The organism is Herbiconiux ginsengi, assembly GCF_900107435.1.
Classification (GTDB): domain Bacteria; phylum Actinomycetota; class Actinomycetes; order Actinomycetales; family Microbacteriaceae; genus Herbiconiux; species Herbiconiux ginsengi.
Genome location: NZ_FNPZ01000004.1, coordinates 185599 through 209436, shown reverse-complemented (window position 1 = coordinate 209436; position 23838 = coordinate 185599). Strand labels below are relative to the sequence as shown.

Annotated in this window: 18 protein-coding genes; 9 read left to right on the top strand and 9 right to left on the bottom strand. The window is 68.9% G+C overall.

The annotated features are described in order from the left end of the window. Positions 1-15: 15 nt before the first annotated feature. The 4 genes from BLW00_RS17360 to BLW00_RS17345 are packed head-to-tail and all read right to left on the bottom strand — an operon-like array spanning position 16 to position 8136. Entirely contained in the window at positions 16-2508 is a 2493-nt protein-coding gene (locus tag BLW00_RS17360) for a glycosyltransferase (protein ID WP_092556532.1), read from the bottom strand. A gap of 54 nt (positions 2509-2562) precedes the next feature. Continuing rightward, positions 2563-4650 carry a hypothetical protein gene (locus BLW00_RS17355; RefSeq protein WP_092556530.1) on the bottom strand — a complete coding sequence of 696 codons (2088 nt, stop codon included), beginning with the start codon at positions 4648-4650 and terminating at the stop codon, positions 2563-2565. Positions 4651-4655: 5 nt separating this feature from the next. Continuing rightward, complete coding sequence (locus BLW00_RS17350) at positions 4656-5162, bottom strand: hypothetical protein (protein ID WP_139256773.1); 507 nt, start codon at positions 5160-5162, stop codon at positions 4656-4658. 58 nt (positions 5163-5220) lie between these two features. After that, positions 5221-8136, bottom strand: coding sequence for a rhamnosyltransferase WsaF family glycosyltransferase (locus tag BLW00_RS17345; protein WP_175494342.1), 2916 nt, complete (start codon positions 8134-8136; stop codon positions 5221-5223). 216 nt (positions 8137-8352) lie between these two features. On the opposite strand from BLW00_RS17345, the gene BLW00_RS17340 reads away from it, so the two are divergent. Genes BLW00_RS17340 through BLW00_RS17330 form a run of 3 tightly spaced genes read left to right on the top strand, consistent with a single transcriptional unit; the run spans position 8353 to position 11451 of the window. Beyond that, complete coding sequence (locus BLW00_RS17340) at positions 8353-9264, top strand: ABC transporter permease (RefSeq protein WP_092556524.1); 912 nt, start codon at positions 8353-8355, stop codon at positions 9262-9264. A gap of 8 nt (positions 9265-9272) precedes the next feature. After that, positions 9273-10463, top strand: coding sequence for an ABC transporter ATP-binding protein (locus BLW00_RS17335; protein WP_092556522.1), 1191 nt, complete (start codon positions 9273-9275; stop codon positions 10461-10463). Next, positions 10456-11451: a glycosyltransferase family 2 protein gene (locus BLW00_RS17330; RefSeq protein WP_092556520.1), complete on the top strand. Its 996-nt coding sequence runs from the start codon at positions 10456-10458 to the stop codon at positions 11449-11451. Before BLW00_RS17335 ends, BLW00_RS17330 begins: the two co-directional genes overlap by 8 nt. A gap of 57 nt (positions 11452-11508) precedes the next feature. Here the strand turns inward: BLW00_RS17330 and BLW00_RS17325 are convergent, their stop codons facing one another. Beyond that, positions 11509-12633: a glycosyltransferase family protein gene (locus BLW00_RS17325; RefSeq protein WP_092556518.1), complete on the bottom strand. Its 1125-nt coding sequence runs from the start codon at positions 12631-12633 to the stop codon at positions 11509-11511. Positions 12634-12728: 95 nt separating this feature from the next. Here BLW00_RS17325 and BLW00_RS17320 point away from each other — a divergent pair, with 95 nt between their 5' ends. The 3 genes from BLW00_RS17320 (at position 12729) to BLW00_RS17310 (ending at position 15991) form a co-directional block, all read left to right on the top strand. Next, positions 12729-13874 (top strand): glycosyltransferase family 4 protein, encoded by a 1146-nt coding sequence (locus tag BLW00_RS17320; RefSeq protein ID WP_245741655.1) that lies wholly within the window; start codon positions 12729-12731, stop codon positions 13872-13874. After that, positions 13871-14764 carry a glycosyltransferase gene (locus BLW00_RS17315; protein ID WP_092556514.1) on the top strand — a complete coding sequence of 298 codons (894 nt, stop codon included), beginning with the start codon at positions 13871-13873 and terminating at the stop codon, positions 14762-14764. The genes BLW00_RS17320 and BLW00_RS17315 overlap by 4 nt, the downstream gene beginning before the upstream one ends. 69 nt (positions 14765-14833) lie before the next feature. Next, on the top strand, positions 14834-15991 hold the full coding sequence (locus BLW00_RS17310) for a glycosyltransferase family 2 protein (protein ID WP_092556512.1): 1158 nt from the start codon (positions 14834-14836) through the stop codon (positions 15989-15991). A gap of 40 nt (positions 15992-16031) precedes the next feature. Here the strand turns inward: BLW00_RS17310 and BLW00_RS17305 are convergent, their stop codons facing one another. Together BLW00_RS17305 and BLW00_RS17300 are read right to left on the bottom strand one after the other, a co-directional pair. Beyond that, positions 16032-18542: a S1 family peptidase gene (locus BLW00_RS17305; protein ID WP_139256772.1), complete on the bottom strand. Its 2511-nt coding sequence runs from the start codon at positions 18540-18542 to the stop codon at positions 16032-16034. A 28-nt stretch (positions 18543-18570) separates the two neighbouring features. Beyond that, positions 18571-19617, bottom strand: a complete 1047-nt coding sequence (locus tag BLW00_RS17300; protein ID WP_139256771.1) for a glycosyltransferase family protein — start codon at positions 19615-19617, stop codon at positions 18571-18573. Positions 19618-19760: 143 nt separating this feature from the next. On the opposite strand from BLW00_RS17300, the gene BLW00_RS17295 reads away from it, so the two are divergent. From BLW00_RS17295 to BLW00_RS17285, 3 genes are read left to right on the top strand one after another with little or no spacing between them, the layout of a single operon-like run. Then, the gene (locus BLW00_RS17295; protein WP_092556506.1) at positions 19761-20675 is read left to right on the top strand and encodes an NAD-dependent epimerase/dehydratase family protein; all 915 of its coding nucleotides are present in this window, start codon (positions 19761-19763) and stop codon (positions 20673-20675) included. Beyond that, positions 20672-21469 carry a hypothetical protein gene (locus tag BLW00_RS17290; protein ID WP_139256770.1) on the top strand — a complete coding sequence of 266 codons (798 nt, stop codon included), beginning with the start codon at positions 20672-20674 and terminating at the stop codon, positions 21467-21469. The genes BLW00_RS17295 and BLW00_RS17290 overlap by 4 nt, the downstream gene beginning before the upstream one ends. Before the next feature lie 21 nt (positions 21470-21490). After that, entirely contained in the window at positions 21491-22297 is an 807-nt protein-coding gene (locus tag BLW00_RS17285; protein WP_092556502.1) for a methyltransferase domain-containing protein, read from the top strand. Between the two features lie 40 nt (positions 22298-22337). On the opposite strand, the gene rfbA is transcribed toward BLW00_RS17285, so the two are convergent. Next, positions 22338-23207, bottom strand: coding sequence for a glucose-1-phosphate thymidylyltransferase RfbA (gene rfbA / locus BLW00_RS17280; protein ID WP_092556500.1), 870 nt, complete (start codon positions 23205-23207; stop codon positions 22338-22340). 2 nt (positions 23208-23209) lie between these two features. Beyond that, a complete protein-coding gene (locus tag BLW00_RS17275; RefSeq protein WP_092556498.1) occupies positions 23210-23821 on the bottom strand; it encodes a dTDP-4-dehydrorhamnose 3,5-epimerase family protein in 612 nt (203 codons plus the stop codon). Positions 23822-23838: the final 17 nt, after the last annotated feature.

Genomic DNA, 23838 nt, shown 5'->3' with positions numbered 1-23838 from the left:
TCTGCTCGCGCCGCTTCAGCCCCCGGCCCGGCGAGCGCGGAACTTGCCGACGACCGCCTTCACGCCGCCGTTCCTGAGGTAGTACGCGGCCCGGCCGAGGTCGTACCGCACGCCGCCCGGGCGGATCGCCGCATAGCGACGCTCGATCGAGCCGAGGTCGCCGCTGGTCTGGGTCGCAGCCTCCGGGGTGCGGTCGGCGGCCTTGGCCGGATGCCGGCAGAACTCGATCAGCGGTGCCAGCGACGCCCGCCAGGTGAACTCCTGAGCCGTCTCCCGAACCGCGGCGCGGCTCGACTCCGCCAGCTCCTCATCGAACAGCACGCTGTCGAGGGCTTCGACCAGAGCACTGACGTCGCGCTCGGGCACGACCGCCCCCAGACCCCGCTCGGCCACCAGGTCGGCGAAGCTGTCGCCCGCCGTCGAGATGATCGGCAGGCCGGCCCAAAGGTAGTCGAGGATGCGCGTGCGGAACGAGAACGTGGTCTCGACGTGCTGGAAGTGCGTCGAGACACCGGCATCCGCTTCGAGCAGGTAATTGCCCCGATCGGCGAAGTCGACCCAGGAGTCGTTGAAGAAGACGTTCTTGCTGGAGACGCCGAGCTCGCCGGCGAGTTCACGGCAGCGCCGCACGATGTCCATCTCGGGCACGTTCGGGTTCGGATGGGCCGTGCCCATGAAGAACAGGCGCACCGTCGGCCGGCGTTCGGCCAGCACGGCCACCGCGCGGATCAAGGTCTCCGGGTCGAACCAGTTGTAGAGACCCCCTCCCCAGATCACGATCTTGTCGTCGGCCCCGATGCCGGGCACGACGCCGCGGAGGGCGGGCCGGGTGTGGACGGGCGGCTGGTCGGAGAGTCCGAAGGGCACGATGTCGATCAGCGAACGGAGGTCTTCGTCGCGCCCGTAGGTGTAGGCGTTGATGCGCCCCATGGCCGCCAGCTGACCCAGCCAGAAGTAGCGTTGCCGCTCGGAGGCGCAGATGAAGAAGTCACCGATCTGCAACTGGTGGTTCAGCACCTCTGAGGCGTCGACGATCTGGCGGTCCCATTGCTCGAACGGCTTCTCACGGCCCTGCTCGAGCTGCTCGAGATGCAGTGGGTCGTAGATGTCGACCACCACGATCTTGGCCGTCTTCGCGAGCACCGGGAACAGCAGCAGAACGTGCCCCTGCACGATGATGACGTCGGCCCATTCCTCGTGCTGCCGCATCTCGTCGGGCCGGCGGCGCGCCACCGCAGCGAGCTCGAACGGCGCCGGAAGCGGCTCGACCGACGCGGTGCTCACCAGTCGCACGTCGTGCTCCTCGGCCAGAGCCGCGCAGATGTTCCAGGCCCGGATGCCGGGCCCCGCGAGCTTCACTCCGATGGAATCGCCGGTCACCACGAGCACCCGCCGTCGCCGCTCGCCACTCAGCACCGGGAAGGCGTTGACCACCTTCTCGTAGCCGGCGAGGAGGTAGGCGTCGTGTACGGGAGGGTCGTCTTGCTGACCGAAGAGCGCGGCCATGTCGGCATCGTCGCGCAGGCGTGTGGCCTGGATGACCCGGCGCTGCTCTACCAGTCGCGGAAGGCTCTCGACGAACTGGTCGACAGCGAACAACCCCGCCAGACTCTCCCGCGGCACCGACTCCGACTCCGGCTCCGACTCGGTGGCCCGGCGGATGTCGAGCTCCGTAGAATCGAGGCCGCCCTTGGCCACGCCGCGACGGGCGATCAGCGCGAGCGCCGCCGGGAGCGCGGCCCGAAGCTGCTCCTCCCCCGCGTTCTTGTAGAGGGTGAAAAGGGCGTTCCGTTCGAGCAGGTACGACTCCCGATAGCCGCCGAACCGCGTCATGGAAGCGTGATGACGGTGGTAGACGAGCGACTCCGGCACGTAGCGCACCCGGCCGCCGGCTAGGTTCAGTCGCCACCCGAGGTCGACGTCTTCGTAGAACATGAAGAAGTCTTCGTCGAAGCCCCCGAGCTCGCGCCACGCGTCGGCGCGCACCAGCATGGCCGATCCGGTGGCGAAGAGCACGTCCTTCTGCCTGGAATGCGATGCATCGTCACGGGGATGCCCGGTCAGAGGCTTGTAAGCCATCCCCGACCAGGTCATCGCGGCATCGACGAAATCGATCGTCTCGCCTTCCCAGTCGAGCACTCGGCTGGCCACCGCCGACACCGCCGGATCGGCCTCGAAGGCCGTGACCGCAGCCGAGAGCCACAGCGGGTCGGGACGCGCGTCGTTGTTCAGCAGGGCGATGTACTGGCCCTTCGCGACGGCGACGGCACGGTTGCAGCCTGCCGCGAATCCGAGATTCTCACCGGATTCGATCAGAGTGATCTCGGGCGCCGCACTCCGGATGCGCTCGACGCTGTCGTCGCCGGAGTCGTTGTCGAGCACGATGATCTCCAGGCGGTGCGCCGGCCAGTCGAGCTCTCGAACGGCCTGAAGCGCCTGAATGGTGTCATCGGCCCCCCGGTAGTTGACGAGCACGAGCGACACGACGCCGTCAGTCTGGGATTGCACGACAAGACCTCCGTAGAACGACCGTCAAAGTCTACAAGCGGCGGCTGAGCACGCTCAGCCGGCGACGTCGATGCAGGGGAATCGCGTGTTGTCGGAACCTGTGCCGGTGTTGATGGCGTAGACGCAGACGCGGTTGTTACCGGCACGAGCCGGAACGGTGATCTGGAAACCGTGCTTGTCGCCGTAGTCAGGGAAGGCGCGGGCCACGTCGGGGCGGCTCAGGTTGGCGGTGGTGAGACCGCCCCAGCCGTCGTTGACGTAGACGTGGGCGTCGATCGAACCGATGGAATCGGGATCGATCGTCCACCCCGACACCGTGATCTTGCCGTTCGCCACCGAGACCGACTCGACGTTGCCGAAGGGCACGCCACCCGGCACCTGCACCGTGCGGCAGCCGAGCAGCGTGTTGGCGCCGCCCATCACGTTGTAGCCGTAGGCGCAGACCGAATTCGCTCCGCCGCGCGCCGGCAGGTCGATCGAGAAGCCGTGCGCGTCGCCGTATCCGGGGAACACCCGGCCGACGTCGGGACGAGCCCCGTTCGCGGTGGTGAGGCCGCCCCAGGCTCCGTTGACGTAGACGTGCACGTCGATCGGCGACGGCGTGTCGGGATCGAGGGTCCATCCGCTGAGCGAGATCGTGCCGGGCTTGGCCGAGAGACCCTCGATGTTGCCCTTGGGCGGACCGCTGGCGGTGGAGACGGTCTTGCAGCCCAGCTGGCTGTTCTCGATCACCCCGGCCTTGTCGATTCCGTAGACGCAGACCTGGCTGGTGCCCACGGGCACGGTGACACCGGATATCGAGAACCCGTGCGCCGCTCCGTATCCGGGCATCACGCGCGCGACGTCGGGCCGGTTCACGGTCGCGTCGTACGCGCCGCCCCAGGCGCCGTTGACGTAGACATGCACCTGGATGCTCGCGGTGCTGTCGGGATCGATCGCCCACCCCTGCAGACTGACCGTGTTGTTGGTGAGCGTCGCCGACTCGATGTTGCCGATCGGCGGACCGGTCGGCTTCGACACCGTCCGGCAGCCGAGCGTCGTGTTCGAGCCCTGACCGAGATTGATCGCATAGAGACAGAATTGCGTCGTGGCGGTCGGCATCGGCAGCGTGATGACGTAGCCGTGGTTCGCGCCGTAGGTCGGATAGGCGGCCTGCACATCCGGTCGCGGCGACTGGGCGCGGAAGATGCCGCCGAACGATCCGGTGAGGTAGGTGCCATTCACGTAGACGTGCACGTCGACGGGCAGCGGGGTCTCCGGATCGAAGGTCCATCCCGAGATCGTCGCGGTGGTGAGCGTCGCCGTGGCCGAATCGATGGTGCCCACTGGGCTCAGGTCGACGTCGGTGGGGCTGCCGAACCAGTCCCAGTACAGTCGCCAGAAGTTGCGGTTTCCGTAGGAGGAGCAGCCGTCGGACTGACCGCCGTAGAGGTTCGAGAGCGCCACCGCGTTCGGCTGGTAGGGCGTGTAGTAGTAGAGCCCGGCCGTCGCCTTGTTCTGGATGACGACGGGCGACGAGCCGCAGGCCGCGTTCGGGTGGTAGCGCACGTTCGAGGTCTGGCCGACCGGGTACCAGGTGAAGAAGGCCGAGGTGCCGGGCGGGTTGGTGTAGCGCTTGTACTGCCACGCCGCCTTGTAGACCTGGTTGTAGAAGCCGTAGTACTCGGCGTCGCAGGGCGCGGTGTCAGGGCAGGCGAAACCGGTGGCGCTGCGGAACTGCCCCGCTGACGGGAAGGTGTCGGTCACCAGCGACTGCTCTTTCTGCAGCAGGACGAGCAAGACCTTCTGGCTGACCCCGCAGACGAGTCCGACCTTGTAGATGATGGTGGCTGCCGACTCATTCGCCGCGCCGTTGTAGGCGCCGCACATCGCATCCGCCGGGCGTGACCCCGTCGTCTCGGTCCAGCTCTTGAGGCAGGTGTAGCCCGCCCGGCAGTTCGGCACCTGGCCGTTCAGGAAGTTCTGGATGCCGGCCGGATCCATCGCCTGGCCGTTGAAGAACTTGGCGTCGCTGATGATGTTGCCCGGGTTGAAGTCCGAGCCGCTCAGTGCCTCTGCCGGAGCTGCCGCCCCGCCGACGGCCGTGAATCCCGCGGCGAGCAGCGCGAAGGCCGCGGCGACGGCGATCAGGCGGGTGCGCATCCGTCTCACTGGGCCATCACCTCCATCGAGGCGCTGCCGGCCGCAGTGCCGTCGTCGTAGTCGACCGTCGCCGTCCAGGAACCGGACGCGCCCTCGGGCAGCACCACTGTGAGGTCGCCGCAGTAGGTGACCGAGGCGTCGGGCACGGCGGGCGCCTGCGCCGTCGCGGAGAGGTCGCCCTGGGTGGCGGTGAGGGTGCAGGTGCCGGTGGCCGAGATCACGTTCGTGATCATCGCCGCCGCACTCAGCGTGCGACCGGCTGGGTCGTAGCGCGTGTTCACGATCTGCACGTTCGCCGTGGTGACCGGCGGCGGGGACGGCGTGGGAGTCGAAGGCGGATCGGTCGGTGTCTCCGTCGGCGTGCTCGTGTGCGTCGGAGTGGGCGTGGGCGTCGCGCTCTTCGTCACGGAGACCGTGGGGCTCGGCGTGGGGCCGCTGCCCGGGTCGACGCATCCGGTCAGCAGGATGCTCGCCGCAGCGAGCCCCAGCATCGCCGCGGCCACAGTGCTCACCCGTTGGATCCCCACGGTGCAAGACCCTAGCCCGAGCAGGCACCTCGCGCCCGCAGACTCACCGGGGTGTAGCGGCCTCCGGATCGCAGAAGTAGTCGTAGATGCCCTCGAACGCCTCGTCCCAGCTGCTGTGGTTCCGCGCGATCGTGTCGAGCGCGTTGGCCCGCAACCGCGAGCGCAGCTGGGCGTCGCGAACCAGGGTGTCGAGCTTCTCCACCACGTCGTCGAGGGTGCGCATCACCGTCAGCGAGTTCTCGCCGTCGTCGAAGATCCACTGGAACCACTCGCTGTCGGGCGCCACCATCGGCACGCCGCTCGACATCAGTTCGAGCGGCAGGTACGACGGATGCCGCGAGATCTGCATCGTGAGACCGATGTCGGTCTCCCGGTACACGGCGCCCGTCGCCCGGTAGTCGAGCAGCCCCATGTCGATGAAGTCGGCGCTCTCGGGCAGGTAGCGCGCGCCGGCCGCGACGATCCGCACGCCGTCGCCGTGGATGCGCTTGATCTCGCTGAGCGCCGCGTACACCATCTCCCAGCAGTTGCGGAAGTGGTCGCGAGCGTAGGCGAAGATCGTCACCGGCTCGTCGTCGCCCTTGGTGCGGCGGTCCACGGCGTTGTAGATGCCCTGGTCCACCGCCGGCGTGAAGTACGTGGCCTTGCCCTTGTATTCCTCGGTGTAGATGCGGTGCATGCTGTCGGTGTTGCAGATGCCGTAGAGACCGAGGCGGTACGACTCCTCCGCCATCGCGAACATCGTGCTGGCCGGGTAGAAGGCCGGCTCGTAGTCCTGCATCAGGTAGAACTTGCGCGGCGTTCCCTGCACCTTCGCGACGTGCGACGCGGTGAGCCAGAGGGTCGCCACGGCGGCGTCGGCGGCGGGCAACTCGGCCAGCGAGGCGTCGGAGCCGTCGTAGAAGTGGATGTCGGCTTCGGCGAGGCCGGGGAACGCGGCGGTGAGCGCCGTGTGGATGAAGAGCTCGTGCACCTCGCCGAGCACGATGAAGCGGTTGTGCACCCCGTGGTCGCGCCGCAGCTTGTCGGCCAGGCGGAACGCGGTGTTGAGGCCGCCAAAGAAGGGCATGTCGATGTCGGGGATGAACCAGTTGATGGTCTTCACCTCGCGTCGGCCCTCGATCGAGGCGTGCTGCTCCTTCACGGCCCGCACCTGCGCGCTGGACACGGTGGCCGCCGCCAGCAGGGCCACGGCCTCGGCCGAGATGTTCGAGTTCTGAGCCACCTTCGTGTAGGCCCGGCCCATGCCGGTGAGCGCGATCTTCACCGGGGAGGGATCGCGACGGTTCGAGAAGCGGGGGACGGCCGTGAGCCGCGAGACGTTCGGCGAGGAGTAGGGGTCGCCGCCGGAGAGCCACGGCGAGTAGCGCCAGTAGCTGGCATAGTAGTCCTCGACGGGGTTGTTCGAGCCGCGGGTGACGGATTCGAGGTGCCGAACAGTGTCGAAGGGCACGACCACGTTGCGGCGGCCCGCGATGATCTGATCGAGACCCAGCACGACGTCGCTGCCGCAGAGGATGAAGTTCTCGGCCAGCCCGCCCGACGCCTCGAAGTCGGTGCGCCGGATCGCCACGCAGGCGCCGGTCACGGCGAGGCTGTCGCGATACCAGGAGGTCGGGCCGAGCAGGGAGTCGGAACCCGGCTCCATGCCCGCGAACAGGTTGTCGGCCGAGCCGCCCGGGCCGACGGTGACGCCGCCGTGCTGGATGCGGCCGTCGCCACGGCGGTGCTGCACGCCCACGGTGCCGATATTCGGCCGCATCAGCTGGCCCACCATCTCCTGGAGCCACAGCGGGTCGACGATCTCAGTGTCGTCGTTCAGCATCAGCACGACCTCGCCCGAGGTGGAGCGCACGGCGTAGTTGTTCACCCGGGAGTAGTTGAAGGGCTGTTCGGTCCACCAGATGACCGAGAGGTCGAGCCCGTTCTCGTTGGCGGAGTACCACTCGTTGTTCGCATCCGATTCGCCGCCGTTGTCGATCACGGTGACGTCGAAGGAGGGGTAGTCGGTGCGAGCCAGGCTCGGCAGCACCACACCGAGGTTGGCGCGGGAATGCCGGGTGGGGATGACGATGGAGACCGAGGGCCATTCGGCGGGCTGGAAGAGCACCCGCACCACGCCGTCCTTCACACTGGTCTCGGCGTTCTCGCCGCGCCGCTCGAGCGCCTCGCGCACCATCTCGGCCTCCTCGGCGGTGGCCGGGGTGCGCCAGTCGGCGGGCTCGTGCAGCAGCACGCGGTTGACGTTGCCGGCCTGGGTGGCGATCAGGTCGAGATCGAGCAGCAGGCGCCAGACGCCCAGGTCGTTCAGGCTGAGGTGCGGGGTCTCGCGCAGGGCTTTGCTCGAGACGGCGAAGGCGCGGTCGAGGTAGTTGGCGCCGAGCAGCATCTCGGGCGACCAGGTGGGGCGGAACTGCGGGCGGCTGAGCGAGCCTGTCGCCGAGCGGAGGTCTGAGTCGAAGGCGACCAAGGCGAGGCCCGGGTCGACGCGGTGCTTCTTGGCGAGGTCGGCGAGTGCGTGGGCCTCCAACGTGGAGCCGGCGCGCAAGAAGAGCACGAAGTCCTCCTTGACGCCCGACACCAACGACCCGATGTCGCTGCCCGACTCCTTCTCCATGATCTCCACCCGCAGGCCGGCCTGGCTGCCGACGCTCGCGCGGGTCTTCTGCACCTGCGCCAGAGAGGTGCCTGGGGCGACCTCGATGATCACGGTGAACGAGACCAGGCTCGCGCCCAGCGGGATCTGGTCGGAGGGCGCGGGCTGCTGGCGACGCCAGGCCGAGTAGCTCTCGAGGCCGGGTTCGCTGGACTGCACCTGGGCGAAGTTGTGGCGGGTGGTGCGCACGAGATCGATGGCGCCGCGCATCGAGTGGAAGCCCGCCGCCGCGAAGCTGCGAGACCGGGAGCCCGGAGGGAGGGTCTTGCGGAGCCCATCGACGACAGCTCTTTTGATCGACACCATATTCTCTACGTGATCCTTTTCCATGATCTCTGGGGCGCACCTGCCCGCGGAACAACAGACAACACTAACCCGTCATTCCGACGAGGAGCCGAGAACCCGCCTGTCGCGGCCGTGCGGGCCCCGGGACGTCGCTCAGGATCTCTGATGTATCCTCGTACGCGGCGGAGCGATGCCCCGCCCATTCGCCAGTTGGCTTGGAGGCCGTTTCACCGTATGGCTGACTTAGCACAGTCCAAAGTCGATCGAATCGCCCGACTCGACGCCACCCCATGGCAGGACGCCGGGGCCCGAGGAGGCTTCTGGAGCGGCATCTTCTCGTCGATCTCCGACATCTGGGGCCGGCGCGAGCTGCTCGGCCTGCTCACGCGACGCGAACTGAAGTCGCGCTACAAAGACAGCGCGCTCGGGTTCCTCTGGAGTCTCGCCCGCCCGCTGACCCAGCTGTTCATCTACTACCTCGTGGTGGGCCAGTTCCTCGGCGCCGCCCGTTCGATTGACAACTTCGCCATCTACATCTTCGCGGGCCTGGCGATCTACACGCTGTTCCAGGAGATCGTGGCCGGGTCGACCTCGTCGATCGTGGTGAACTCGGGGCTGGTGAAGAAGGTCTACTTCCCCCGGGAGATCCTGCCGTTGGCGACGATCGGCTCGGCGCTGTTCAACTTCCTCATCCAGTTCGTCATCCTCATCGTCGCCGCCGCCTTCGTCGGCACCCTCGCGTTCGGGCCCAACCTCCTCTACGGGGTCGGCTCGCTCGTGCTCATCCTCATCTACGCGACCGCGATCGGCCTGATCCTCGGCGCGCTGAACGTGTACCTCCGCGACGTGCAATACCTCGTGGAGGTAGTGCTGCTGCTGCTGCTCTGGGCGTCGCCGATCCTCTACTCCTGGCCGCAGGCGCTCCAGCACCTGCCCGCATGGCTCGGCCAGATCTACCTGAACAACCCGATCACCCTCGCCGTCATCTCCTTCCAGGAGGCCTTCTGGTCGCCCGGCAGCGACGGGCCCGTACTCGACCATCTCTGGACCCGGATGGGCATCGCCGGTCTCATCGGAATCGTGCTGCTCTTCTTCGCACAGCGCTGGTTCACCCGACTTCAGGGCGATTTCGCCCAGGAACTGTAGGAGGAGCGATGACTGCAGCCGTCCCCATCGTTCGGATCGACAACGTCTCCAAGCGCTTCATCATCCAGAAGAGCAAGAGCCTCAAGGAACGCGTCGTCAACGCCGGCCGCTCGGCGAAGTTCAAGGAGGACTTCTGGGCGCTCCGCGACATCAACCTCGAGATCGACGCCGGCACCTCGATCGGTCTGATCGGGCCGAACGGCTCCGGCAAGTCGACGATGCTGAAGACCATCGGCGGCATCATCCAGCCCACCACCGGCTCGATCACGCGCCGCGGGCGGATGGCGGCCCTGCTCGAACTCGGCGCCGGGTTCCACCCCGACCTCACCGGCCGCGACAACGTCTACCTCAACGCGTCGATCCTGGGGCTCACCCAGAAGCAGACCGACAGGTTCTTCGACGCGATCGTCGACTTCTCGGGCATCGAGCAGTTCATCGACACGCAGGTGAAGTTCTACTCCAGCGGCATGTACGTGCGGCTCGCCTTCGCGGTCGCCATCCACGTCGACCCCGACCTGCTGCTGGTCGACGAGGTGCTCGCCGTGGGTGACGAGGCGTTCCAGCGCAAGTGCCTCGACAAGATCCGCGAGTTCCAGGCCGAGGGCCGCACGATCGTGCTCGTGACCCACTCCCTGAACCAGGTCACCGACATCTGTTCGCGCGCCGTGCTCCTGAACCAGGGGCAGATCCTCTTCGACGGCCTCCCTCACATCGCGGTGAAGGACTTCCGCGACGTGCTCGAGGAGCGCCGGGTCGAAGAGGTCGTCGCGCACGGGGAGGACCCGGGCGCGAACGGCAGCATCCTCTCCACGACGGTGCACGCCCGCGGCCGGGCCGAGGGCCAGCAGATCGAGGCGGGCGACGACCTCGTCGTGCGGGTCACCTACGAGCACCCGACCGGGATCGACGACTGGATCGCCACCATCCAGATCGACAACTTCCGCGGGATGCCGGTCTATGGAACCGCGACCAGCCGCACCGACACGCACCTCGCCCGGCTCAAGGAGCCGCGCACGATCGAGTTCGTGCTGAGCGACGTGCAATTCGGCGCAGGGAAGTACTTCATCAACTCGAGCCTGCTCGACTCCGAGAAGCGCCACCTCGCCGATGCGCCGCAGGCCGCGTCGTTCGACGTGCCCTACTTCCAGCTCGCTGACGGAGTGGTGCGCTTGACGCCGACGATCTCGGACCTTGGCTGAGCCAGGCTCCACCCGGGTCTCGGCCGTCGTCGTCAACTGGCGGCAGCCGAAACTCACCTCGGCCGCAGTGGCGTCGCTCGACGCGCAGACCGGGCTCGCCGAAGCCGGCATCGCCTTGTCGGTCGTCATCGTCGACAACGGGTCAGGCGATGGATCGCCGGAGCTCCTCCGATCCCGCCATCCGGAGCACACCGTCATCGAGCTACCCGACAACCGCGGATTCGGCGGCGGGGTGAATGCGGCGATCCGCGGCATTCACGCCGACCTGGTGGTGCTTCTCAACAACGACGCCGTGGCCGACGAGCGCTTCATCGCGTCGATCGTCGCCCCGCTCGCCGCCCATCCGCGGGCCGCGGCGGTGACCGCACGCATCCTGCTGCGCGATCCCGTCGACGGTGTGCGACGGGTGAACAGCACCGGCAACGAACTCACCCGCTCGGGCAACGGCCGTGACCGCGACTGGCTGGTGCCGGTCGCGGACGACCACCGGTCGGCCGGAGAGGTGGCCGGATTCTCCGGCGGCGCCTGCGCACTGCGGATGTCGGCCCTCACCGAGGTCGGCTTGTTCGACGAATCGCTGTTCATGTACTACGAAGACACGGATCTCTCGTGGCGGCTGCGGCGCCGCGGCTGGCTGATCCGCTACGAACCCGGCGCGGTGGTGACCCACGCCCACGCGTCGTCGAGCGGCACCGGCTCGGACCTCTTCCGGTTCTGGAACGACCGCAACCGCATCGTGATCTCCGCTCAGCACGCTCCGTTGCCCGTGCTCGTGCGCGCACTCGCCCGCACGAGCTTCCGCGCCGCGCGTTCAGTCGTGGCGGCCGCCGGGCGTGGAGATGACGCACGGCACGATGCACGGCGAACCGTTCGCGCGTTGGCGGCGGCCCTCGGCGCGTTGCCCTCGGCCTGGGCGGAGCGCCGGCGCATCGATCGCAGCGCCACCGTCCCTCGCCGCTCCGTGGCGGCGTTCATCGTCGCCGACTGACCCCCGCGTCGGGCCGGTCTGCGCCAGTCGGCCCGGCGACAGGCGTGCCTGCGGTCGCTAGCGACCCCGCCGCGCGGTGACCGCCTTGAGCCATCTCTCGCCCACCGGTTCGAACCGCTCGCTCTCGACGTAGCGCCGCGCCGTCGCCGCGCGTTCCGCGTTCGCGGACGACTCGGCGAGAACGGAGCGGATGGCGTCACCCCACGCCTCGGCCGTGTTCGCCACGCCGATACCGCCGTGCGCCGGGATGCCGCGATACGGTTCGACCGCGGAAGCGACCACCGGCAGGCCGAGCATCGAGTACTCGAGGAACTTGAGGTCGCTCTTGCTGCGGTTGAAGTCCTCGTCGGCCAACGGCGCCAGGCCGAGCGACCAGCGGCCCGACATCGAGCGCAGCCAACGCACGAAGTCGGGGAGGTTCACCGCGTGGTCGGGGACGGGCAGCCGGCGGTACCAGTCCCCGTCCTCGCCGGTCACGCCGATGGTCTCCAGCACCACCCGGCCGCCGGTCTCGTCGCGGAGCGTCTGCACCGTCTCCCGGAGCAGGGCGAGGTCGCCGGCGTGCGTCGCGGTGCCGGCGTAGAGCATCCGGAACTCGCCGTCGTCGGACACGAACTCCCGTGCCGAGTCGATCGCGGAGCCGACGGAGCCGCCGTCGGCGTCGGCGCCCCAGAGGGCCGGGTCGAGCGCGTTGGGCGCCACCGTCACCGGAGCCCCGAACGGCGCCATGGTGGCCGCCAGCTCGTCGGTGCTGACGATCACCGCGTCGGCGGCGCCGACGACCTGCCGCAACGCGTCGAGCTTCGTGCTGAAGTAGCCGTGCTGCAGCAGCCGCTCGCGGGCCGGTCCGGTCACGAAGTCGTCGTCGGCCTCGAAGACCAGCCGCACGCGGCGACGGGCGCACTCGGCGAGAAAGGCATCGACGTGGTCGGGCTCGACCACGTCGCGCTGCACCAGCACGACGTCGTACTCCGCGGGGTCGCCACCGTGGGCGAAACGCACCTGATCGATCTGCGTTGCCGAGATGCGGCCGGCCGCGGCCGCCCGCGTCAGCGGTCCGACGACGCGGATGTGCGCGGTGGCCGGGTGCCTGCCGCCACCGCCGTAGACCAGGTAGCCGACCCGGGGCGGGCCGGCCCTGCGGCCGCCCAGCAGCCGTGACACGAAACGATTGGGAGACATCGCCTCCGACCCTAGCGGTGCGCGGCCCCTGTGCCGGGCTCACGGAACGCGCCGTTATGCTTGAGTGGTCCTTTTCGGCGTCAGAAAGAAGCTCCGTGGGCAATCCCCCCGCTGTACTCCTCGATGCGACATCGCTTCCGCCGAGCTGGGGCGGCGTGGCTCGCTACATCGAGGGACTGCTCGGCGGACTCGACGAGCTCGGAGTGGCGATCGACGTCGTGGCGAAGCCCGCCGACGTCGCGCGACTGCGGGAGAACGCACCCGGCCACCGCTATCACGCGTCGCCGGGGGGGGTCGCGAAGCGACCGATCCGCTTCGCCTGGGAGCAGCTCGGGCTCCCCCGCCTGGCCCGACGGCTCGGCGTCGACCTCATCCACTCGCCGCACTACACCTTCCCGCTCTCGACGCGGATGCCCTCGGTCGTCACCGTGCACGATGCCACCTTCTTCACCGACCCCGGCGCGCACTCCCGGCTGAAGCGAACGTTCTTCACCTGGTGGACCAGGCGCGCCGGGCGGTCCGCCGGCGCCCTTGTCGCTCCCAGCCAGGCCACCGCCGACGCCGTGCGCTCCCGCGTGCAGGTCGCCCACGCGGGGATCACGGTGGCCTACCTCGGCGTCGACGCCGCCCGCTTCCATCGGCCGACCCGCGAGGAGATCACGGGCTTCGCCCGGGAGCACGGTTTCGGGCAGGGCTGGATCGCCTTCCTGGGCACGATCGAGCCGCGCAAGAACGTGGCCAATCTGCTGCGCGCCCATGCAGAGCTCCGTGTCCGCCGCGCCGCCCGCGACCTGCCGACCCCGCAGCTCGCGATATCGGGCTCCCGGGGCTGGGACTCGGAGGCCGGAGCACTCCTCGACGCGAGCACGCCGGCCGCCGGGGTCACCGAACTCGGCTACCTCCCCGTCGACGAGTTGCGCTCACTGCTCGGCGGCGCGACCGTCGTGGTCTATCCGAGCCTCGGCGAGGGCTTCGGCCTGCCGGTGCTGGAGGCCATGGCCACCGGGGGCACGGTGCTCACCACCCGCCGCCTCTCGATCCCCGAGGTCGGCGGCGACGCGGTCGCCTATGCCGAACCTGATGCCGCGGCGATCCGCGACGCCCTCGACGCCCTCCTCGACGACCCGGCCGAACGCGAGCGCCTCGCCGCGGCCGCCGTCGAGCGAGCCGCGACCTTCACCTGGCGCCGCTGCGCGGAACAGCACCTGGAGGCCTACCAGTCCGCGAGGGCGGCACGATGACGGCCCGGATCGCGGTCATCACCGTCAGCTACGACTCGGCGAGCGTGCTCGGGTCGTTCCTCGACTCGGTGCCCGCCGCACTACCGGGCGAGCCGGTCGAGATCTCGGTGGCCGACAACAAGCCCGATTCGCCGCATCGCCCCGAGATCGAGGCGATCGCGGCGGAGGCCGGTGCCCACTACGCGCCGATGGCGGGCAATCTCGGCTACGGCCACGCGATGAACGCGGTCGCCGCCGGGCTACCGGCGCCCATCCGCTACCTCCTGATCAGCAACCCCGACGTCGTACTGCACCCGGATGCGCTGACCACGATGGTCGCGACCCTCGAAAGCGCACGCGACATCGGCGCCGTCGGCCCCCGCATCCTCGAGCTCGACGGCAGCTCCTACCCCTCGGCCCGCTCGGTGCCCTCGATCCGCAACGGCATCGGTCACGCCCTGTTCGCGAACGTGTGGCCGTCGAACCCGTGGTCGCGCTCCTACCGCCACGAGATCGGCGAGCATCCGGAGCGCCGTGACGCCGGCTGGCTCTCAGGGGCGTGCCTGCTGGTGCGGAGAGAGGCGTTCGAGCAGCTGGGCGGCTTCGACACCGGCTACTTCATGTACTTCGAAGACGTCGATCTGGGCTACCGGCTCGGGCTGGCCGGCTGGCGGAACGTCTACGAACCGGCCGCGGTGGTGCTGCACACCGGCGCCCACTCGACCTCCGGCGAGTCGGCCGCCATGCTCGACGCCCACCACCGGAGCGCCCGACGGTTCCTCGGCAAGAAGTACTCCGGCTGGTGGTTGTGGCCCGTTCGCACCGTGCTCTCGGCGGGCCTCTCGGTGCGGTCGGCGTTCGTGCGATCCCGCGCTGCGGATGATCCGGGCCGGGAACATCCGAACGGATAGGGTGGTGCGAAGCATCCCGCACACCCGTGCGCCTACCCGACGGGAGGCCTTCACCCCGTGAAGCTCGCCATGACACTGATGGTCCGCGACGAGGCGGACATCATCTCGGCGATGATCGACCACCATCTGGCCCAAGGGGTCGACACGATCATCGTCACCGACAACGGTTCCGTCGATGGAACCACCGCCATCCTCGAGGAGTATTCCGCTCGGGGACTGATCGATCTGCGGCACGATCCCGTGCAGCGCAAGCAGCAATGGAGCGTGGTGACCGCGATGGCGCGGGACGCCTACACGCTCCACCAGGCCGACTGGGTGCTCAATGCCGACGCCGACGAGTTCTGGCTTCCCCGAGACCGGTCGAGAACCCTCAAAGAGGTCTTCTCCGAGATCCCGAAGAGCTATCAGTCGTTCCCGGTGCCCGTCGTCAATCTGACCGGGCGGCCCGCCGCGACCGGCTCGGGTCTGCAACGCCTCGTCTACCGTGACGAACGCCCGACGGACGCCCTGCACGAAGTGGGCATCCGGGCCCACCCCACCTCAGATGCGCCGCACATCGGGAGCGCCGACGTGCACGTGTCGCAGGGCAACCACGAGGTCAGCCTCGAGTCGCGAGGGCGACCCGGAGAGGGCCTCGAGATCGAGGTGCTGCACCTGCCATGGCGCTCGTGGAGTCAGTACCGCAACAAGGTCGAGGCGACGGGCCTGGCCTACGAGAGCAACCCCGGCCTCGCGCCGAGCCCGAACCACCACGGGATGCGGGACTACGCCCGGCTGAAGGCCGGCATCCTGTTGCCCTACTACCTCCTGCGGCATCCCGACGCCGAGGAGTTGCGGGCCGGTGAGGCCGCCGGCTCCTTCACACGGGAGACCGTGCTGGCCGAGCGATTGACCTCGCCGGTCGCCGACACGGGGATCGACGCCGCCGACCTCGCCCTGCAGGAGCATCTCGCCCCGGCACTGCGGGATGCGGAGTCGCGGGTCTACTCGATCAACGACCGCCTCGACGCGGCATCGGGCACGATCCAGGAGCTCCGCGACGAGCTCGACCGGGTGCGCGCCGATCGGGAGCGCATCGACTACGACCGCGCTCAGTACCTTCACGGGCGCGACGAGGCGCAGCGCACGATCGACCAGCTGAACGAACGGATCGCCGAGTTCGAGGCGCGCCGGGCCGTCAAGTTGTCGAACGGCCTGCGCACCATCCTCCGCCGACCCGGTCAGTGACCCGCGGGCGCCCGGCCGCGGCCAGGGCGCCCGCTTCCCGTCACTTGATCGGGATGCAGCCCAGCTTCGGGTTCGAGGTTCCCGATCCGACGTTGATGGCGTAGGCGCACACCTGCTTCGCGCCCGCGGGCGCGTTGACCGTTCCCGCGAACCCGTGCTGGGCACCGTACGCAGGGTACACCCGGCCGACATCGGCGCGATTCGCATTCGCGGTGACGATGCCGCCCCACCCGGTGTCGACGTAGAAGTGCACCTCGAGCGGGCCGGTTGTGTCGGGGTCGATGGTCCAGCCCTGTACCGTCACCTTGGTGCCCGAGCGTGTCACCTGTTCGAAGTTGCCGAACGGATCGCCACCGGGAACCGAGACGGCACGGCAGCCCAGTTGCGGATTGCCGACACCAGGCCCCAGGTTGATGGCGTACGCGCAGACCGTGTGGTTGCCCGCCACCGCTTTGAACGTCAGCGAGTAGCCGTGTTTGTCTCCGTAACCGGGGAACACGCGGCCGACGTCGGGGCGGCTGACCGAGGCCGACGTGAGCCCACCCCAGCCGTTGTCGACGTAGACGTGCACGTCGACGGGCGCGTCGGTGTCGGGATCAAGTGCCCAGCCGGCGACCGCGATCGAGCCGGGCGCCGACGTCACCGAATCGATGGTTCCCTTCGGCGGGCCGGAGCCGGTCGAGACGGTGCGGCAGCCCAATTGGCTGTTGATGACGGGGCCGCCCACGTCGAGGCCGTAGACGCACACCGTGCTCGTTCCCACGGGCACCTTCACCGCGGGGATGACGAAGCCGTGGGCGCTCCCGTAGTCGGGGTATGCCGCTGCCACGTCGGGCCGCGGGGCCGAAGCGGTGAACGCTCCTCCCCAGCCGCCGTTGACGTAGACGTGCACGGGGATGGAGGCGGCGGCGTCGGGATCGATCGCCCAGCCGCTCAACGAGACGGTCGTGCCGTTCAGTTGCGCCGACTCGAAGTTTCCGAACGGCGCTCCGGTCGGTGAGGCGACGGTGCGGCAGCCGAGATCGGTGTTCCCGCCGGCTCCGATGTTGATCGCGTACAAGCAGTACTGCACCGCGCCGGGCTTGGTGGGCAGCGCGATGCTGAAGCCGCGATTGCCGCCGGCGCCCGGAAGAGCTGCCGCGACATCCGGCCGCGGCAGCTTGGCCTCGAAGATGCCGCCCCAGGCGCCGGTGAGGTAGCTGCCGCCGACGTAGACGTGGATCGTCACGGGGTTCGCCGAATCAGGGTCGAAGGTCCAGCCACTGAAAGTCGTGGTCTTCAGCGACGAGGAGGCCTTCTCCAGATTTCCGAGCGGCGACCAATCGTTGCCATAGGGCGAGCCGGTCTGGAGCTGCCAATCGGGCAGGGCGCTCGCGACGCTCGCACTGCCGTCGGTGGTGACGAGCGGGAAGAACGCGCTGATCGCATTCGGCTGGGAAGCGGTGTTGCAGCTGCCCGCGAAACTTCCGGCCGTGCCCACTCCGAAGCCGGCGTTGCCGATGACTGCTGCGCTGCCGCTGTCGCCTTCAAGCATGCACGCCGAAGTGAGGGTCAGGTTGACGATCACCGGGGTGCCCGTGCCCCCGTTGTAGACCGGGGTCGGGAAGTTCAGCTCGAGGATCTCGCCACAGGTCCATCCCGTGGTGCGGCCCGACTTGCAGACGGGAGCGCCCACGATGCCGGGTGAGGTCTGGGTGATGGCGACGGGATTGCCCTGGCCGACCGCCCCGGTGGAACCGCCCCAGGTCGAGACGAGCGAACGCGGCGTCCAGCCGGGGGCGGTGGCGACGAGTCCGGCGTCGACTCCCCCGCCGAAGCGGAAGCTCGACTCGATCGGCATTCCGATCGCGGCACCGCGGGTGACGGCGCCGCCGGCGGCGGACTGGCGCGCCTCGAAGAGGGTGCCGCCGTCCTGCCGCCCGGAGGTGAGGCAGTGCCCGGCCGTCAGGAACTGCTTCTGACCGGTCGATCGGCTCACGCCGTTGAAAGCGACGGAGCAGACGTGATTCACCCGCTGCGAACCGTTCAATGTGGCGTAGGTGTAGCCCTGCCCGCCGACCAGGTCGGCCAGGGGCTTCAGCACGATTCCCGAGTAGTCGGGTTTCGGCGCCGGTTCACCGACCTCGGCGACCGCTCCGGCCGACTCCACCACGGGCACGTCGTCTTGGGCTGCGACATTCACGACCAACTCGGAGCCGTCCATCCGCGAGTCCAGGACGTCGACGCCCTGATCGCCGAGCGACTCGACCACCTCGGCAGCCGCGACGGCGGCTTCGCTCCGCGCGACGTACTCCTCGGGCGTCAGGTCGAGGTCACGGGCCAGGGCGTCGGCCAGGTCTGCCGGAAACCCCGCGGCCTGCGCGACGACATCGGCCGGATCGATCGCGGGCATCCTGGCCGGCACGGATGCCGCCGCGGCGGCCGAGGGCGCGGTGGCGGCCTGCGCTCCCGGTGCGGTGACCGACGAGGCCGCAGCGAGGATGACGATGCCAAGGGCGACAGCGGGCAGACGGCGGCGATGACGATCGGTGCGAACACGAAGAGCTTTCACGCTCTCACGGTAACCGCCGCGACGGTCGCTACCGCCGCGACCCACCGGGCGCGCGCACTCGCGCACTCCTCCGGCGCTGCACGGCGGCGGCCAGGAGCACCTCGGCACGGCGGGCGAACGAGTGTTTCTCGGCCACCGCTGCCGCGGCCCGTCGGCGTTCGGACGGCGTCGGCCAGCCGGCGTCGCCGTCGCCTTCGCCTTCGGCGTCGAGCAGGGCGCGGAGCTCCTCGACCGAACCGTACGCGCGCACCATGCCGCCGAACTCGACCGGAACGCCGTCGACCGAGTCGGAGACGACGATCGCGCCCGCGGCCACGGCGTCGAACAGGCGGTTAGAGGCGAAGCCCTCGTCGGCCATGTCCTGCCAGTGGTCGTTGAGCACGACTCGGGCGCCGCGGTAGGCGTCCGGCACCCGCTCGTTGTCGAGGAAGTCGGCGCGCACGAATCGCGGATCGATGAAGTCGGGCCAGCCGTCTCCATAGATCGCCAGGTCGGCGCCGGCGGCGATCGCGTCGCGCACGATCGGGCGGAAGATCGCGCGCGTCTTGCCGACGAAGAGCACGTCGGAAGCGATCTCCGAGCCACTGCGGGTGGGCGTGAACCGGCCGGGATCGGTCGCCTGCAGCAGCGGGAGCACCGGACGGCCGGGCGCCGAGTGCTTCTTCGCCCAGCTCTCGCTCGCGGCGAACCTCAGGTCGAACGGTTGCGCCAGCTCGTCCTCGGTCACCATCTCGGGGTGGCTGATCAGCCAGAGGATGTTGACGGCGCCCGGCACGATCTCGGGGCGGCGGAGTCCGACTAGGTGCACGACGACGTCGTCACGCATCCGCTGCACCGGGCGATCGCGGGTCGCGTAGCGATCGACGTGCACCGTCTGGCCGAGCGAGCGCAGCGCGGTCGCCAGGTCGTGGGCAAAGAAGACGTCACCCCAGAGGTCACCCGAGGCGTCGGCCGGCGCGGAGATCTTGAGCGCCCACTGGAGCCGCGGTCTCCGCCTCGCGAACGACCCCACCCGGAGCGCCCGCTCACGGAGCACGATCAGTGCCTTGCCCACTCGCCCCACGGTCGCGTTCACGCTCCGCGCCCCACGACGAGCGGGCGCGCCATCAGTTCGACGACCGTAGGGATTCGCATCAGCACAGCCTACGCGGGTGAGGGTCACCTATACTGGCCGCGGAAGAGAGTGACCATGAGGGTCGGGGAAAGCAAAGGATTCTCATGCACGTGCTGATCACAGGGGGAGCCGGGTTCATCGGCTCCAACCTGGCCCGCTTCCTCACCGCCACGGGCGGCGACCGCGTCACCGTCTTCGACGACTTCTCCGTGGGCGACATCCGCAATTTCGACGGTCTCGACGTCGACGTGGTTTCGGGCAGCGTTCTCGATCAGGGCGCCGTGACCGCTGCGATCGCCGACGTCGATGCCGTGGTGCATCTCGCCGCTTTGAACTCGGTGGCGCAGTCGATGGACGCCCCGCACAGGTTCCACGACACGAACGTCACCGGCACGCTCAACGTGCTCGAAGCAGCCCGGCAGAACGGCGGGCTACACACGGTGGTCGCGTCGTCGTCGTCGGTCTACGGCCGCGACCCCTCGGCGCTGACCCTCGCGCCGATCAGCCCTTACGCCGTCGGCAAACTGGCTGTCGAGAACTATGCCACCACCTGGTCGGAGGCGTTCGGCCTGCCCGTTCTCACTCTGCGCTTCTTCAACGTGTTCGGGCCGCGGCAGCGCCAGCACGGCATGTATCCGGCCGTGGTGCCGTCGTTCGTCGACGCCGCGCTCGATGGCCGCACGATCGAGGTCTTCGGTTCCGGCCGGCAGACCCGCGACTTCGTCTACGTCGACACGGTCTGCTCGGTCATCGCCGGCGCACTGGCCGGCCGGGTCGCGACGCCGAGGCCGATCGACGTCGGCAACGGCCGCAGCACGAGCCTGCTCGAACTCGTCGCCGTGCTGCAGGATGTGGTCGGCCGGCCCCTCGAAGTGCGTCACCTCGCCGAACGCCCCGGCGACGTCGCCGAATCTCTCGCCCAGGTCGCGGCACTCGACGCGCTCTTCCCCGACCGTCTGACCTTCTCGCTCGAAGACGCGGTGCGCACGACCATCGAGTGGAAGCTCGCCGACCGGTGAGTTCGGTGCGGGAGCGCGTGCGGGCCCTGGCGGCTGCGCCCGTCAAGGCGGGCATCCGCCGGTCGCTCCTGGCCGGCCGGTACCACACCGCCGTCACCCGCTACGGCCGCGCGACCGGCGACGAGGTGCCGGTCGTGCTCTGCCTGTGGAACCGGCCCTCCCGGCTGATCGAGGTGCTGAAGCAGTTCGACGGCCAGACCGGCACGCCGGGCATCGACCTGCACGTCTGGAACAACAACAAGCTCGACCAGTGCCACTACGAAGGCGTGATCGCGGCGTTCCGGGCGACCGGCGCCCTTCGCTCCGTGCATCTCACGAAGACCCCCTACAACCTGGGTTCGATCGCCCGCTTCTACCCGGCTCGCGCGGTGGCCAAAACCCGGGGGCCCGGGCCGATGATCGTGATCGACGACGACGAAGACATCACGCCCACCTTCGTCGCGACCGCTCTCGAGAACTACACTCCTGACGCTCTGCGCGCCTTCTGGGCGTTCCGGGTGCACAGTCGCAAATACTGGGACCGAAGCCTCGTCGAAGGTCCAGGGCGAGTCGATCACATCGGCCCCGGCGGCATGGTCTGCGACCGCTCGATCTTCCTCGACGACGCCTTCTTCACCGAGCTGCCCCAGCGCTACTGGTTGATGGACGACCTGTGGCTGACCTACTACGCGAAGCGACGCGGTCTGACCCTGGCGACCCTTCCCGTCGACATCGAATTCGTGATGGACGACACCAACCAGTACCGCTCGCTGATCGACCTGAAGCAGGAGTTCTTCGAGTACCTCTACCCCTGAACCGGGCGCTATTCTTGAGGCATGCAGCGTCACGAAAGCTACACGCACGGTCACCACGAAAGCGTGTTGCGTTCGCACACCTGGCGCACGGTGGAGAACTCCGCCGCCTACCTCATCCCCTCCCTCGCGCCGGGGCAGAGACTGCTCGACGTCGGCAGCGGGCCGGGCACGATCACGATCGATCTCGCCCGCCGGCTCGCCCCCGGGCGGGTCACCGGTGTCGACGCCTCCGCCGAGATCGTGGAGCAGGCCACGGCGCGTGCTGTCGACGTCGGGGTGCTGAACGTCGATTTCCGCACGGGCGACGCCTACCGGCTCGACTTCGACGACGACACCTTCGACATCGTGCACGCCCACCAGGTGCTGCAGCATCTCGCCGACCCGGTGGCGGCACTCCGCGAGTTCCGCCGGGTGACGAAGCCCGGCGGCGTCGTGGCGGCGCGTGACGTCGACTACGGCGGCGTCATCATCGAACCGCTGTCTCCGGGCCTCGCCAACTGGCAGAGCGTCTACGACACCGTCCACAGGGCCAACGGCGGCGATCCGCACGCCGGCCGCGCCCTCCCCCGCTGGGCGCGCGACGCCGGGTTCGACGACGTCACGACCTCTGCTGCCAGCTGGTGCTTCGCCACCGGCGAAGACCGCGCCTGGTGGGGCGGACTCTGGGCCGATCGATCACTCGAGTCGGATTTCGCACCGCGCTCCATCGAGATCGGAGCCGCCACCCAGGCCGACCTGGTCGAGATGGCCGAGGCCTGGCAGCACTGGGCCGGCGAGCCGGCGGGCGTCTTCGTCTTCCCGCACCTGGAGATCCTCGCCCGGGTCTGACCGCACGGCGCTCCCCGCTCGGTCACACCCCCCGGCCGACTCAGTCGGCCGAAGCGATGAGCGTCTCGATGTAGGCGCCATACCCGCTCTTCACCAGCGGCTTCGCGAGTTTCGCGAGCTGCTCGGTGTCGATCCAGCCGGCGCGCCAGGCGATCTCTTCGATGCAGCCGATCTTGTAACCCTGGCGGTCTTCGATCACCCGCACGTACTCGGAGGCCTGCATCATCGACTCGAAGGTTCCGGTGTCGAGCCAGGCCGTGCCCCGGTCGAGCACCTGTACGTGCAGGTCGCCGCGCTCGAGGTAACGCTCGTTGACCGTCGAGATCTCCAGCTCGCCACGGGCGCTGGGCTCGATCGACTTCGCGATCTCGACCACCGAGTTGTCGTAGAAGTACAGCCCGGGAACCGCGTAGTTCGACTTCGGCTCGGCCGGCTTCTCCTCGATCGAGACCGCCACGTTGTTCTCGTCGAACTCCACCACGCCGTAGGCACGGGGTTCGGCCACGTGGTAGGCGAAGATGCGCGCCCCCTCGATCTCGCCGTTCGTGCGGAGCGACGAGCCGAGCCCCACGCCGTGGAAGATGTTGTCGCCGAGCACCAGCGCGACGCTCTCGTCGCCGATGAACTCCTCGCCGATGATGAAAGCCTGCGCCAGGCCGTCGGGCGAGGGCTGCACCGCGTACTCGATGCGCATGCCGAGCTCGCTGCCGTCGCCGAGCAGGGCCCGGAACTGCTCGTTGTACTCGGGCGTGGTGATGATGAGCACCTCGTTGATGTCGGCCATCATCAGCGTCGACAAGGGGTAGTAGACCATGGGCTTGTCGTAGATGGGCATCAACTGCTTCGAGATGCCCTTGGTGATCGGCCAGAGACGTGTGCCGGATCCGCCGGCCAGGATGATTCCGCGCATGCTCAGCGACCCTTCTCGTTCAGCGACGCGTAGAACGCACGCGCTTCGTCCCAGGTGGGCAGCAGACCGGATGCCGCGGCCTCGGCGAGGCTCGGCGCATCCGTGTCCTTCGGCGAGAGCAGCAGGTTGCCCGCCGCCTCGGGGAAGACCAGTTCGATCTCGGGATCGAGCGGGTTGATGCCGTGCTCGCGGTCCGCGTCGAAGGTGGAGGTGACGAGGTAGCTCACGGTCGCGTCGTCAGTGAGGGCCACGAAAGCGTGCCCGAGCCCCTCGGCGAGGTAGATGCCCCTGCGGTCGACGTCGTCGAGCAAGACCGAGTCCCACGTGCCGAACGTCGGCGAGCCCACGCGGATGTCGATCACGAAGTCGAGCACCGCGCCGTGCGTGGCGGTGACGTACTTCGCCTGGCTCGGCGGGATGTCGGCGAAGTGGATGCCGCGCACGACGCCCTTCTTCGACACCGAGGTGTTCGCCTGCGCGAGATCGATCGAGTGCCCGATCTCCTCGGCGAGCTTGTCGAAGCGGTACCACTCGAGGAACACGCCCCGGTCGTCGCCGAACTGCTTCGGGGTGATCTCGTAGCTGTCTGGGATGCTCAGTTCGCGGATTTGCACGCACCGAGTCTAGCCAG

Bases quoted from the DNA above. Each gene is read 5' to 3' on its own strand.
- BLW00_RS17355 (WP_092556530.1), bottom strand. From the start codon at position 4,650: ATGCGCACCCGCCTGATCGCCGTCGCCGCGGCCTTCGCGCTGCTCGCC.
- BLW00_RS17340 (WP_092556524.1), top strand. From the start codon at position 8,353: ATGGCTGACTTAGCACAGTCCAAAGTCGATCGAATCGCCCGACTCGAC.
- BLW00_RS17335 (WP_092556522.1), top strand. From the start codon at position 9,273: ATGACTGCAGCCGTCCCCATCGTTCGGATCGACAACGTCTCCAAGCGC.
- BLW00_RS17325 (WP_092556518.1), bottom strand. From the start codon at position 12,633: ATGTCTCCCAATCGTTTCGTGTCACGGCTGCTGGGCGGCCGCAGGGCC.
- BLW00_RS17315 (WP_092556514.1), top strand. From the start codon at position 13,871: ATGACGGCCCGGATCGCGGTCATCACCGTCAGCTACGACTCGGCGAGC.
- BLW00_RS17310 (WP_092556512.1), top strand. From the start codon at position 14,834: ATGACACTGATGGTCCGCGACGAGGCGGACATCATCTCGGCGATGATC.
- BLW00_RS17295 (WP_092556506.1), top strand. From the start codon at position 19,761: ATGCACGTGCTGATCACAGGGGGAGCCGGGTTCATCGGCTCCAACCTG.
- BLW00_RS17285 (WP_092556502.1), top strand. From the start codon at position 21,491: ATGCAGCGTCACGAAAGCTACACGCACGGTCACCACGAAAGCGTGTTG.
- rfbA (WP_092556500.1), bottom strand. From the start codon at position 23,207: ATGCGCGGAATCATCCTGGCCGGCGGATCCGGCACACGTCTCTGGCCG.